The following is a 12,685-nucleotide window of genomic DNA, read 5'->3' on the forward strand; positions in this document are numbered from 1 at the left end:
GACCCGCGTCTACGTCCGTCCCTGGATCTGAGGGCGGGGCCGTAGGGCGCGCTTCGCTGCTCAGGGGGCTGCGGGCGGCACGGCCCGCCGGCGGGCGCTACGGCGCAGGCGGCCTGCTCGGCGGTTCCCAGCCGTGGGTGAGGATGTCGAAGACTGCCTCGACGGCGGCCCGGCGGTCCTGCCGCCCGCGAGCGAGGGCCGGGATCTCGAGAACGAATCGGGCGAGGGCCACGCAGGCTAGGTTGTCGTGCTCCACGCCGAACTCGTCGGCGATGGCCGCGCTGAGGCTGTCGGTGTACCGGGTCCACATGCGTTCGGCGTACGCGCGCAGCACCGGCGTGGAGTTCACCAGGTTGGTGAACTCGGCCGACTGAGGATGTGCCTCGATCGAGGGCCAGGTGTTCAGGACGTGCTCTCGGAGGGCGTCGGGGACGGTCTGACCGGAGGGCCGCTGCCGCACCACGGCGATCAGTTCCGACTCCCGGTCCTCCTCCTGGTCGAACACCAGCGCTTCCTTGCCGCTGAAGTGCTTGAACACCGTGGCGGTCGACACGTCGGCGGCGTCGGCGATGTCACGGATGCTCACCTGGTCGTAGCCGTGCTCCAGGAACAGTCGCAGTGCGGCGTCGGCGATCGCCTGCCGGGTGGCCGCCTTCTTGCGGTCGCGGCGGCTGACAGAGGGCGCGTTCATGGCTGGAGCGTACCCGATAGTCGAATCAATCGCTAAGTAGAGTCGTTGCACTTTTCCATTCGCTCTGTTTTTATCTTCATTGCGAGTACTGGAGCGGTGCCCGCTCGCCCCTCCTTCACCCCCTCCGCCACCTCCTCACCCCTCTTCGCCGACGAAGGGAACCACCAATGAACTCCCCAGCGCCCACCCGTGCCCGCATCAGCATCATCGGCGCCGGACCCGGCGGACTGACCTGCGCCCGCATCCTCCAGCGACGCGGCATAGCGGTCACCGTCTACGAACGTGACCCCGGCCCCGAGGCGCGCAACCAGGGCGGCACCCTCGACCTGCACGCAGACAACGGTCAGATCGCCCTGCGGGAAGCCGGCCTGCTCGACGAGTTCTTCACACTGGCCCGTCCCGAGGGCCAGGAAATGCGCCAGATGGATCCGGCCGGCACCATCACGTCACATCAAGTCCCGCAGGCCGACGAGCTGTTCAAGCCGGAAATCGACCGCGGCCAGCTGCGCGACCTGCTGCTCGACTCTGTACAGCCGGGAACCGTGCAGTGGGGCCGCGGCCTCGACATGGTCAGCGGACCCGCCGACGGGCCGCGGCGGTTGCACTTCGCCGACGGCACCAGCGTCGAGACCGATCTGGTCATCGGCGCCGACGGCGCCTCCTCCCGGGTGCGCCCGGCCGTGTCCCCCGCCGTCCCCGGGTACACCGGGGTGAGCTTCCTGGAGGCCTGGTTCGCCGACGTCGAGAACCGGCACCCGGACATCGCCGAACTCGTCGGCCAGGGGAGCGCCCACGCGGCCGACGGTGAGCGAGCCCTGTTCGCCCAGCGCAACAGCGGAAACCACATCCGCGTCTACATCATCCGACGAGTCCCGGCCGGCTGGATCAGCGCGAGCGGCCTGCGGACCGAGGACACCGACGGCATCCGCGCCCTGCTTCTCGGCGAGTACGGCCACTGGTCACCCCGTATGCGCCGGCTGATCGCCGAGAACGAGGGCCGCTATGTCGACCGCCCGATCTTCGCTCTCCCCGTACCGCACACCTGGGAGCCCAACCCGACGGTGACCCTGCTCGGCGACGCCGCCCACCTCATGCCCCCGCTCGGCGTCGGCGTCAACCTCGCCATGCTCGACGCCTGCGAACTCGCCCTCGCTCTCGCGAACGCCGCCACCGTCGCCGACGCGGTCCGCACCTACGAGAAGACCATGCTCGGCCGCTCCACCGAGACGGCCAGGGCCCTGGAAGGCGGTGCCGAAGACCTGCTGTCCGCCGGAGTACCCGACTTCGGCAGCGACGCCTGACCGTGCGTTACGGCGGCCTGCCCGACCCGGTCGCTCAGCGGGCCGTTGCGACGAGTCGCCGTAGGGCCGCCCGGGCCGGCGGGCCCCAGCTGGGCTTGCCGCCGGGGCGGCCGTGGATGCCGGCGTCACCGATGAGGATTCCGCCGAGGGCTTGCCGCACGGCCCAGCCGCGGGCCCGGCGCAGGGTCGCGGCGTCCGGGGCCGGCCGGTAGGCGTCAAGGAAGCGGTCGACGGCGCCGTCCGGCAGCAACGACCAGGGCGCGGCGAGGTCGCGGGCCGGATCGCCCACGCAGAGGTCGCCGAAGTCGATCACGCCGCAGAAGGTGCCGTCCGCGGTGAGGACGTTGGCCGCATGCAGGTCGCCGTGGATCCACAGGGCCGGACCCGTCCACGCGGGCGCGGCGACGGCGTCCTCCCAGACCGCGCGGACGGCGTCCGGGTCGGGGATCAGCCCCAGCTCGGTGGCCGAGGCGAGGCCCGCGGCGAACTGCTCGGTGAGGGGGGCCAGCGGCCCGCCGTTGCCGTCACGGCCGGTGGGCGCCCCGTCAGGTGCGGGCCGGTGAAGGGCCGTCAGGAAAGCGGCCAGGGCGTCGGCCGCCTCCGCGGCACGCGTGACAGGGGCGTGGTCGGCGGGCGTGCCCGCCACCCAGGTGGTGACGATCCAGGGCCGCGGAAACCGCTCGGAGGGCTCGCCGAGCCGCTGTGGGACGGGGACCGGCAGGGGAAGACACGGCGCGAGGCCCGGCAGCCAGGCGTGTTCCTTGCGCAGCAGGTCGTCCGCGGACCGCGTCGCCCACGGCAACCGGACCGCGAGGTCGTCGCCGAGCCGCCACAGCTGGTTGTCCCAGCCACGCGCGCCGAGCCGCAAGGGGCGATCGGCCAGGCCGGGATGCTGCTCGCTCAACAGATCCCGGACCAGTTCCGCGGTGATCTCGATCTCGGTGAGGGCCATACGGGGCGACGCTAGCAGCACGGGTGGCTCACCCTGCCCTTCCTCCGGTCCGGATGCTCCCGCTGCCGCGTCCCGCGCACGGTGTCGTTCGCCCCCGGGGCCGACGTCACTGTCGGCCGGCGGTCAGTACGTCGGCCAGCTCCCGCAGGTCCCCTGCGGCGTAGTCGGGCCGGGTCATCGTCTGTGGGTACATACAGGCTCCACGGCGCAGCCAGGCACCGGCCAGTCCGGCGCGCCGGGCGCCGTCGATGTCCCAGGGGTGCACGGCCACCAGCAGAGCCTGGTCGGGCCGTACCCCGGCGCGCCGGACGGCGTAGTGGTAGGCGGCCGGGGCCGGTTTCCAGCAGCGCGGGCCACCCACGTCCCATACGGCCTCGAAAAGATCCAGCAGCCCGGCCCTGTCCAGCAGCCGCTCGGCCAGGTCGGCACGGCCGTTCGTCATGGCCGTCAGCCGGTACCCCGCGTCGCTCAACTTCCGTACTCCGTCGGGCACATCGGGATGCACGTCCAGTTTGGCGAAGCCGTCCAGCACATGCCGGACCGCGCCCTCCTCGTCCCCCGACCAGCCCGCCAGCCCGGACAGCACCGCTCGCACACCGTCCTCGGCGACGGCGCCGAAGTCGGCGTACCCACCGGCGGCCGTCAGCGCGAACCCGTCCCGCAGCACCCCGGCGAACCAGCCCGGCATCAGATACCCGGGTACGCCGATGTCCTCGAAGCGGTTGCCCAGCGAACCGAGATCACTGAGCGTCTCATTGACGTCGAACACGATGACCTGATGCCGGTCGTCAGACATGCTCTCCTCCGCTTCACTCACGCGCGCCGTGCCCTCGCGATGCGAGTCCCGTCAGACGCGAGTACCCACCGCACGCCGATTGGCGCGGCGGCCGGCCCGGTTCACCGAAGACCACCGGAGACAAGGCAGTACGGCTGATGCCCCGCCTGGTGTTTCGCGAGGGAGTCCGCGTTGACCTGGGAAAGCTCCTCTCCGTAGTTATCACGGGTCAACGCCGTTTCCCAGGCTCATGCGCCCTGGACGTGCCCTCTCCGGCGTCCAGCGCAGCACATCGATGCCGGGCACCCGAGTCAGGTACTTCTCGTCCACGATGCCGTCTTCGTCACGCCACCGGACGCGCCCGCGCCCAGCGCTGCTCAAGTCGCCTTCTCTCCACGGCGGATGAGATGACGAGTACGATCACCGCGAACTGGCTCTGTAGTTCTCACCGGCGCGATGGAGTTGCCATGACGACCAATCCTCAGCCGTCTCCGTCGATCGACACCAGTAGGGCACACCCTGCGCGGGTCTACGACTGGCTGCTCGGCGGCAAGGACAACTACCCGGTCGACGAGGCGGTCGGTGAGAAGCTGCCGCCGGAGGCGAGGGACGCCGCCCGGCAGAACCGTCAGTTCATGCACCGGGCCGCCGCGTGGCTCGCCGGCCAGGGCGTCGACCAGTTCCTGGACATAGGCACCGGAATTCCCACCGAGCCGAATCTCCACCAGATCGTGCAGAACGTCGTGCCGTCGGCCAAGGTCGTCTACACCGACAACGACCCGATCGTCCTGCGGCACGCGGAGGCGCTGCTGATCAGCCGCCCCGAGGGGACGACCGACTACATCCAGGCGGATGTGCGCGACCCGGAGGCGATCGTCCGGCACGCCCGGCACGTCCTGGATTTCGACCGCCCCGTAGCGCTGTCGCTCATCGCGCTGATGCACTTCATCAGCGACGAGCAGGACGCCCACGGCATAGTCCGTGCCCTGGTCGACACGCTGCCGTCGGGCAGCCACCTGATCCTGTCGCACGCCGCATCCGACCTGTTCCCGGACCTTGTCGAACAGGTCGTCGCCGAGTACGCCAAGGGCGGCATCCGACTCGCCTTCCGTACCCGCCCGGAAGTGGAGCGGTTCTTCGAGGGCATGAGTCTCGTGTCACCGGGCCTGGTCACGGCGACGGAGTGGTTCGCCACCACCCCGGCCCCGGCCCCCGAGGGCAGCGGTATCTACGCGGGCGTGGCCCGCATCCGCTGAACCGGCGCGTGGACGTCCGCTTCGGGCACACGAAAAAGGCCGGGTTCGAAAACCCCGGGCACTTCGCCGGCTCCCACGGCAGTTGAGAGCCCGGTCAGCCGGCGTCTATGCGCCCGCTCGGTCGGCGAGCGAGTCCAAGGCGGCAGTCACCGTCTTCCGCAGCGTCGCGGCATCGGCACCGGCACGGGAGCGCAGGTTCACGCCGTAGGCGAGCAGCGCCAGCAAGTCGGCGGAAGCGCCGGGGTCGGTGCCGGGGGCGAGTTGCCCTTGGGCCTCGCCGGCGACGAGCGCCGCGTACAGCGCGTCCCGCAACTGCTGGTGATGCCGGTCCAGGACGGCACGCACCTCCGGATCGGTGTTGTCGGCCCCGGCGTGGGCGTTGGAGACCATGCATCCCCAGCGGGCGTACTCGCCGGAGCAACGCGCCTCGATCAGCCCACCGAAGAACTCGGAGACGGCGGGGAGTCCGCGCCCGTCCTCCGCCAAGCGCCGGAACATCGGCTGGGACCGCTGCTCCAGGTAGCGGTGCAGCGCGGCGAGGTAGAGCTCCTGCTTGCCGCCGAACGTGGCGTACAGACTGGAGCGGTTGAGCCCGGTCGCGGTCACCACGTCCTGGATCCCGGTCGAGGCCACGCCCTGCCGCCAGAACAGCCGCACCACGGTCTCCAGGGTGGCTTCCGGATCGAAGTGCTTGATGTCCGGCATGTCTCACCCCGCCATCTTGAAATAGAGATTCCAAGATACTGCCCGTGCACCGCGCCGCAAAGGTGCTGACGGGTACAGAGCGGGGCAGGCCGCCCGCCTGCGCAACGGCGTCCGGCTTCGTCCACGATCCGCCTTGGAGCCTTGGAGCCTTGGAGCCTTGGAGCCTTGGAGCCGAGAGCATGCCCCATGAATCGCGTACCAGCCCTGTGGGCCGCCGCGCTCGCCCTGGCTGATCGCCACCCGTTCACCAGCCTCTGACTCATCGCCGCCTCCGCACGGCTGGCGCGGAGTCACGCATGCCCTTATCTTGGAACGGCCATTTCAAGATACGTTCACCTGTGCCGCCCTGCCCCCGGGTGGCGTCCGGCTCCGCGTCAGCCACCAGCCAGGAGGAACAAGCGCCATGACCACCCTCAACGCCCAACTGCGCACCTTCTACGAGGCTCGCCAGCAGCAGATCCCCGCCGAGGTCCGGGAGATCATGCGGCGCGCCGGCCAGGAACTCGCCGACTCCGGCCAAGCCGACCGCGCCCTGGCCGTCGGCGCCCAGGCCCCGCGCTTCAGCCTCCGCTCCGCCACCGGGCAGGCCGTGGCTCTGGACGACCTGCTTGCTGACGGCCCGGTCGTCCTGACCTTCTACCGGGGCGCCTGGTGTCCGTACTGCAACATCGCCCTCCGCGCCCTCCAGCAGCACCACGACGCCGTCACCACGCGCGGCGCCCGGCTCGTGGCCGTCTCCCCGCAGATCCCCGACGAGTCCCTCACCCTGGCCGAGAAGCACGCCCTCACCTTCGACGTCCTCAGCGACATCGGCTCCGACACCGCCAAGCAGTACGGCCTCACCTTCGACCTCCCCGACGACCTCGCCGCCGTCTACGACAAGCTCGGTGTCGACCTCCAGCGCGTCAACGACGGCCATCCGCGCACCCTGCCGCTGCCCGCCACTTACGTCATCGACCGCGAGGGCGTGATCCGCTGGGCCTTCATCGACACCGACTACACCACTCGCGCCGAACCGGCCGACATCCTCGCCGCCCTCGATGCCTTGTGCTGATCGTCCTGCTGAGAGGGCACATGGTGCCCCCGGCGAAACCCATGTGCCCTCAATGAGCCCCGGCCGTCCGACGGCCCGTCCCGGCGCATGACAAGGGCGGAGCCCGAAAGCCCCGCCCGCACACAATGACGCCCCGGCTCAGGGCCAGACAAGGCAATAAGGCTGATGCCCCGCCTCATGCAGCCGATGGCTGAAGTCCTGCCACTCGTGCAGCAGTTGGTACACGTTGAACGCGTCCCTCGGCCCGCCCCGGTCCGGGACCGTCGACCAGATGAAGGCTGCCGCGCCGACCGCTTCCTCGCCGACGCCGCGCAGGGGGTCGACGACCGTCATGGGGAGCTTGACCACCGCGTAGTCCGGGTGCAGGACGACCAGCTCCAGGGGTGGCACCTTGTTCAGAGGTACGCCTTCGATGCCCGTCAGCACCATCGCGGCCATGGTCTCCGGCTTGATCTTCGTGAACATGCCGTTCATGCCGAGCTCGTCGCCGCCGAGTTCCTCGGGGCGCATCGAGATCGGGACACGGGCCGCGGTCGCGCCGTCCGGTGCGCCGAAGTATTTGTACGTCACCCCCACCCGACCACCATTCCTGCTCCCGGTCTGCAGCCGGTCGATCCGGCGATCGATCCGCTGGCCCCTCTGGTCCCACTGATCGATACGTCGGTCGCGCCGATCGGACTCACTCGGTACGCCGCCCTGTTCCTGACGTGCTGCCTCAGCCGCTTCCTCCGCGTCGCGTCGGTGCCTTCCCTGCCGGGCACGTCGAGGACCCAGGTCATCAGTCCCCTCGCCCAGTCCGCCACCGCGATGCATATCTCCACCCGACTGCTTTTCTAGGACGCGTGGCCCCCGCCGCGCAACCCGATCATCGTGTCAGTGACCTCCCCCGCGGCCGCCCGCCGAAACGTGCGTCGAAACATCAGTCCGCAGGATCTTTACAGCCTCAGGCCGGCTATGTGCCGGATGAGCTGGGTGTATCGGGTCACAGTCTCGCAGATGCCCCGCGCACCGCGCGGAGACCGCCGTCCTCGCTGCGAGAAGACCACCGTCCTCCGCCTACCCTGAGGAGGACACCCAGCAACCGGAGTCCGAGAAGTCGGAGAAGTCGCACGTCATGAGCGCCCAGAGCGAAACGCCCTATCCCTACGACGCGCCCGTCTCACAGGCGCTCTTCGACCGCGCCTCCGCGGTCACGCCCGGCGGCGTGAACTCCCCGGTGCGTGCCTTCCGTGCCGTCGGCGGGACCCCCCGCTTCATGGTCTCCGGCAAGGGGGCCTACCTCACCGACGCCGACGGCCGCGAGTATGTCGATCTTGTCTGCTCCTGGGGGCCGATGATCCTCGGGCACTCCCACCCAGAGGTCATCGCCGCCGTCCATGACGCCGTCTCCCGCGGTACCTCCTTCGGTACGCCCGCCGAGGGCGAGGTCGCCCTCGCGGAGGAGATGGTCGCCCGGATCGAGCCCCTGGAGCAGGTGCGGCTCGTCAGCAGCGGGACCGAGGCCACCATGAGCGCCATCCGGCTCGCCCGCGGGTTCACCCGGCGCAGCAAGGTGATCAAGTTCGCCGGGTGTTACCACGGGCACGTCGACTCGCTGCTCGCCTCGGCCGGCAGTGGCGTGGCCACCTTCGCGCTGCCCGACACCCCCGGTGTCACCGGTGCGCAGGCCGGGGACACGATCGTGCTGCCGTACAACGATCTCGAAGCCGTGCAGGAGGCCTTCCACCGGCACCCCGGCGAGATCGCCTGTGTCATCACCGAGGCCTCGCCGGGCAACATGGGCGTCGTGCCGCCCGAGCCCGGGTTCAACCAGGGGGTCAGGGACACCTGCTCCCGCAACGGCGCCCTCTACATCTCCGACGAGGTCATGACCGGCTTCCGGACCAGCCGCAGCGGGTGGTTCGGAATCGACGGGGTCGTGCCCGACCTCATGACGTTCGGGAAGGTCATGGGCGGTGGGTTCCCGGCCGCCGCCTTCGGCGGTCGTGCGGACGTCATGGCCCATCTCGCTCCCGCCGGGCCCGTCTACCAGGCCGGCACCCTCTCCGGGAACCCCGTCGCCACCGCCGCCGGGCTGGCCCAGCTGCGGCTGCTCGACGACGCGGCGTACGAGAAGGTCGACGCCGTCTCCGCGCAGATCCAGGCCCTGATCACGGAGGCGCTCGGCAAGGAGGGCGTCGCGCACCAGTTGCAGACCGCCTCCAACATGTTCTCGGTGTTCTTCACCAACCGGCCGGTGCGCAACTACGAGGACGCCAAGCGGCAGGAGTCCTTCCGGTTCACCGCCTTCTTCCACTCCCTCCTCTCCAACGGCGTCTACCTGCCGCCGTCGTCCTTCGAGTCCTGGTTCGTCTCCACGGCCCACGACGAGCGGGCCATCCAGAAGATCGCCGACGCCCTCCCGGCGGCGGCCCGAGCGGCCGCGGAGGCCACGGCAGAATGAGCGAGCAGCAGGACGTCACCGTCGTCCATGTGATGCGGCACGGCGAGGTCGCCAACCCGGACGGGGTGCTGTACGGCAGGCTCCCCGGCTACCACCTCTCCGAGCTCGGCCGGCAGATGGCCGACCGGGTGGCCGAGTACCTCGCCTCGCGGGATGTGACGTACGTCGTCGCCTCGCCGCTGGAGCGTGCGCAGGAGACCGCGACCCCGATCGCCAAGGCGCACGGGCTCGACCTCGCCACCGACGAGCGGCTCATCGAGGCGGAGAACATCTTCCAGGGCAAGACCTTCGGCGTCGGTGACGGGGCGCTGAAGAAGCCCGCCAACTGGAAGTACCTCGTCAACCCGTTCCGGCCGTCATGGGGTGAGCCGTACGTCGAGCAGGTCGGCCGGATGAGGGGCGCGCTGGACGCGGCCAAGGACCAGGCGCGCGGTCATGAGGCCGTGCTGGTCAGCCATCAGCTGCCGATCTGGATCCTGCGCTCGCACGTCGAGAACCGCCGGCTCTGGCACGACCCGCGCAAGCGGCAGTGCACGCTCGCTTCCCTGACGACTTTCACATACCAGGGGGACAGGATCATCTCCGTCGGGTACAGCGAGCCGGCCATCGACCTCGTCCCGGCCCACCTCCGCGCCGGCGCCAAGCCGGTGCAGGGGAAGGACAAGGCCTTCGGGGCGTAAGGCTCTTGTGACGTACGGCACTTGTCCATACCTTTTTCATATTTCACGTAAAACAGCAGAGAAGTGAAGGAACCCGTTCGTTCGTCACGCCCTCTGACTGGGTGACCACCAGAGGACGTGACGAATCGGGGAACCATGCGCACCTTCACCCGAAGGGGAATGCTCGGCCTTGGCGCGGGCGCCACGGCCGGACTCGGCCTCGCCGGCTGCGGCACTCTCACAGCATCGGACGGGGCCAACCACGCCGCCGGTTCCACCAAGGGGCCGTCGGGCAAGCCCTCGCACAAGCCCAACGCCCGCCCCCTCGGCGACGGCTCCACCTCGAACACCGGCAAGCAGCCCCACCAGCCCGGCGCCCCCGAGCCGCTGGAGCCGGGCCAGACCCCGCCGCAGTTCGTGATCTTCTCCTGGGACGGCGCCGGCGAGGTCGGCAACGGCCTCTTCCCGCGCTTCCTCGACCTCGCCAAGGAGCACGGCGCGTCGATGACGTTCTTCCTCTCGGGTCTCTACCTCCTCCCCGAGTCGAAGAAGCGGCTGTACAACCCGCCGAACAACCCCCGTGGCGCCTCCGACATCGGCTACCTCACCGACGAGCACATCAAGGCGACGCTCACCAACGTCCGCCGCGCCTGGCTCGAAGGGCACGAGATAGGCACCCACTTCAACGGCCACTTCTGCGGCGGCTACGGCACCGTCGGCAACTGGACGCCCAAGCAGTGGCGCAGCGAGATAGACCAGGCCAAGGCGTTCGTGAAGGAGTGGCGGAGCAACAGCGGCTGGACCGATCTGCCGTCGCTGCCCTTCGACTACGACAAGGAGCTGGTCGGCGGCCGCACGCCCTGTCTCCTCGGCCAGAACAACCTGCTGCCCACCGCCCGCGAACTCGGCTGGCGTTACGACGCCTCCTCGCCCGGCGGCCGCCAGGTCTGGCCCGAGAAGAAGCTGGGCGTCTGGGACCTGCCGTTGCAGCAGATACCGTTCCCCGGGCACTCCTTCGAGGTCCTGTCCATGGACTACAACATGCTCGCCAACCAGTCGGTCAACTCCACGAAGGCCCCGGCCTACAACTACCCGGGCTGGCGGCGGCAGTCCGCCCAGTCGTACATAGCGGGATTCGAGCGGGCATACACGACAAACCGGGCGCCGTTCTTCATAGGCAACCACTTCGAGCAGTGGAACGGCGGTATCTACATGGACTCCGTCGAGGAGGCCTTCAAGCACATCGCCCGTGAGAAGGAGAAGGGCGCCGACGTACGGCTGGTCTCCTTCCGCCAGTTCGTGGACTGGATGGACGTACAGAAGCCCGAGGTCCTGGAGGAGCTGCGCACCCTGGACGTGGGTCAGCGTCCGACGGGCGGCTGGAAGACGTTCCTCAAGCAGGGGGTCGCGGCCTGAAAGGGACGCTTCCCGGACCAAGGGGGGTGCGCAAGATCCTCAGAACGGGCATGCGAAACTTTTCACATGAGTACCCGTAGCCGCGCCGTCCTGCTCGGCGCCATGGCCGCCGCGGCGGCCCTGACCCTGTCCGCGTGCGGCAACGGCGGCACCTCCGGCGGAGGCGGCAACACCAACTTCGTCACCGGCAAGAACGGCATCGACACGGTCGCGAAGGGCCACCGCGCGGCGGCCCCCGACCTGTCGGGCAAGACCATCGACGGCAGGACGCTGGACGTCGCGGACTACAAGGGCAAGGTCGTCGTCCTCAACGTGTGGGGCTCCTGGTGCAGCCCGTGCCGCGCCGAGGCGCCCTACTTCGCCTCGGTCTCCAAGGAGTACGCGAACAAGGGCGTCCAGTTCGTCGGCATCAACACCCGTGACACCAGCACCGGTTCCGCGGTCGCCTTCGAGAAGCAGAACGGCATCGGCTACCCGAGCCTGTACGACCCGACGGGCAAGCTGATGCTCCGCTTCGACAAGGGCACGCTCAACCCGCAGGCGATCCCCTCCACCCTGGTCCTCGACCGGCAGGGCAAGGTCGCGGCGCGCTCGCTGGCGGCGCTCAGCGAGGAGAACCTGGTGAAGATGATCAAGCCGGTCCTCGCGGAGAAGTGACGTGAGCGCGCTCCTCACCCTCGCGGCCGCCACGGGCCGGAACGAGACCGTCCTCAACGGCGCCCTGCTGATCGCCCTGCCGGTCGCGCTGCTCGGCGGAATCGTCTCCTTCTTCTCCCCGTGCGTGCTGCCCCTCGTACCGGGATATCTGTCCTACGTCACGGGGGTTGCCGGTACGGACCTCGCCGAGGCCCGGCGGGGCCGGATGGCCACCGGCGCCGCCCTCTTCGTGCTCGGCTTCACCGCGGTGTTCGTGTCGGGCGGCGCGCTCTTCGGGTACTTCGGCTCGACGCTCCTGGAGCACTCCGGCACGCTCAGCAAGGTGCTCGGCGTGCTGATGATCGCCATGGGGGTGTTCTTCATGGGCCTGATGCCCTGGTTCACCCAGCGCGAGTTCCGCTTCCACCGGCGGCCGGTGGCCGGTCTGGTCGGGGCGCCCCTGCTCGGCGCGCTCTTCGGGATCGGCTGGACGCCGTGCATCGGCCCGACGCTCGCCTCCGTGCTGACCCTCTCCTCCCAGCAGGGCAGCGCCGGGCGGGGCGCCATACTGACGGTCGCGTACTGCCTCGGTCTCGGTGTGCCCTTCGTGCTCACCGCGGTCGCCTTCCGCAAGGCGCTCGGCGCCTTCGGCTGGGTCAAGCGCCACTATGTCTGGGTGATGCGCATCGGCGGCACGATGATGATCGTGACCGGTGCGCTGTTGCTGACCGGGGCCTGGGACAGCCTCGTGCAGCAGATGCAGGGCTGGTCCAACGGCTTCACTGTGGGGATCTGAT

The 12,685-nt window shown here is 69.7% G+C and carries 13 protein-coding genes; 8 read left to right on the forward strand and 5 right to left on the reverse strand.

The window, feature by feature from the left end:
* Positions 1 to 97 precede the first annotated feature (97 nt).
* Entirely contained in the window at positions 98 to 691 is a 594-nt protein-coding gene (locus tag ABZ396_RS19250) for a TetR/AcrR family transcriptional regulator (RefSeq protein WP_358924217.1), read from the reverse strand.
* Positions 692 to 858: 167 nt separating this feature from the next.
* Here ABZ396_RS19250 and ABZ396_RS19255 point away from each other — a divergent pair, with 167 nt between their 5' ends.
* The gene (locus ABZ396_RS19255) at positions 859 to 1,992 is read left to right on the forward strand and encodes an NAD(P)/FAD-dependent oxidoreductase (protein WP_358924219.1); all 1,134 of its coding nucleotides are present in this window, start codon (positions 859 to 861) and stop codon (positions 1,990 to 1,992) included.
* 34 nt (positions 1,993 to 2,026) lie between these two features.
* Here ABZ396_RS19255 and ABZ396_RS19260 read toward each other — a convergent pair whose 3' ends face one another.
* Positions 2,027 to 2,944, reverse strand: coding sequence for an aminoglycoside phosphotransferase family protein (locus tag ABZ396_RS19260; protein WP_358924221.1), 918 nt, complete (start codon positions 2,942 to 2,944; stop codon positions 2,027 to 2,029).
* Positions 2,945 to 3,050: 106 nt separating this feature from the next.
* Entirely contained in the window at positions 3,051 to 3,740 is a 690-nt protein-coding gene (locus tag ABZ396_RS19265) for a haloacid dehalogenase type II (RefSeq protein WP_358924223.1), read from the reverse strand.
* 446 nt (positions 3,741 to 4,186) lie between these two features.
* On the opposite strand from ABZ396_RS19265, the gene ABZ396_RS19270 reads away from it, so the two are divergent.
* Entirely contained in the window at positions 4,187 to 4,975 is a 789-nt protein-coding gene (locus ABZ396_RS19270; RefSeq protein ID WP_358924225.1) for an SAM-dependent methyltransferase, read from the forward strand.
* A 105-nt stretch (positions 4,976 to 5,080) separates the two neighbouring features.
* Here the strand turns inward: ABZ396_RS19270 and ABZ396_RS19275 are convergent, their stop codons facing one another.
* Entirely contained in the window at positions 5,081 to 5,680 is a 600-nt protein-coding gene (locus ABZ396_RS19275) for a TetR/AcrR family transcriptional regulator (protein ID WP_358924226.1), read from the reverse strand.
* Positions 5,681 to 6,083: 403 nt separating this feature from the next.
* Between ABZ396_RS19275 and ABZ396_RS19280 the strand changes: the two genes are divergently transcribed.
* Positions 6,084 to 6,734 carry a peroxiredoxin-like family protein gene (locus ABZ396_RS19280; protein WP_358924228.1) on the forward strand — a complete coding sequence of 217 codons (651 nt, stop codon included), beginning with the start codon at positions 6,084 to 6,086 and terminating at the stop codon, positions 6,732 to 6,734.
* 138 nt (positions 6,735 to 6,872) lie between these two features.
* Here the strand turns inward: ABZ396_RS19280 and ABZ396_RS19285 are convergent, their stop codons facing one another.
* Positions 6,873 to 7,547: a hypothetical protein gene (locus ABZ396_RS19285; protein ID WP_358924230.1), complete on the reverse strand. Its 675-nt coding sequence runs from the start codon at positions 7,545 to 7,547 to the stop codon at positions 6,873 to 6,875.
* A gap of 301 nt (positions 7,548 to 7,848) precedes the next feature.
* Between ABZ396_RS19285 and hemL the strand changes: the two genes are divergently transcribed.
* The 5 genes from hemL (at position 7,849) to ABZ396_RS19310 (ending at position 12,684) form a co-directional block, all read left to right on the forward strand.
* A complete protein-coding gene (gene hemL, locus ABZ396_RS19290; RefSeq protein WP_358924232.1) occupies positions 7,849 to 9,177 on the forward strand; it encodes a glutamate-1-semialdehyde 2,1-aminomutase in 1,329 nt (442 codons plus the stop codon).
* The gene (locus ABZ396_RS19295) at positions 9,174 to 9,857 is read left to right on the forward strand and encodes a histidine phosphatase family protein (protein WP_358924234.1); all 684 of its coding nucleotides are present in this window, start codon (positions 9,174 to 9,176) and stop codon (positions 9,855 to 9,857) included. Before hemL ends, ABZ396_RS19295 begins: the two co-directional genes overlap by 4 nt.
* Before the next feature lie 135 nt (positions 9,858 to 9,992).
* Positions 9,993 to 11,252, forward strand: coding sequence for a hypothetical protein (locus ABZ396_RS19300; protein ID WP_358924236.1), 1,260 nt, complete (start codon positions 9,993 to 9,995; stop codon positions 11,250 to 11,252).
* A 66-nt stretch (positions 11,253 to 11,318) separates the two neighbouring features.
* Positions 11,319 to 11,909 (forward strand): TlpA disulfide reductase family protein, encoded by a 591-nt coding sequence (locus tag ABZ396_RS19305; protein WP_358924238.1) that lies wholly within the window; start codon positions 11,319 to 11,321, stop codon positions 11,907 to 11,909.
* Between the two features lies 1 nt (position 11,910).
* Positions 11,911 to 12,684 carry a cytochrome c biogenesis protein CcdA gene (locus ABZ396_RS19310; RefSeq protein WP_358924240.1) on the forward strand — a complete coding sequence of 258 codons (774 nt, stop codon included), beginning with the start codon at positions 11,911 to 11,913 and terminating at the stop codon, positions 12,682 to 12,684.
* The last annotated feature ends 1 nt before the right edge of the window (position 12,685 follow it).

This window comes from Streptomyces sp. NPDC005866 (assembly GCF_040629895.1).
Classification (GTDB): domain Bacteria; phylum Actinomycetota; class Actinomycetes; order Streptomycetales; family Streptomycetaceae; genus Streptomyces.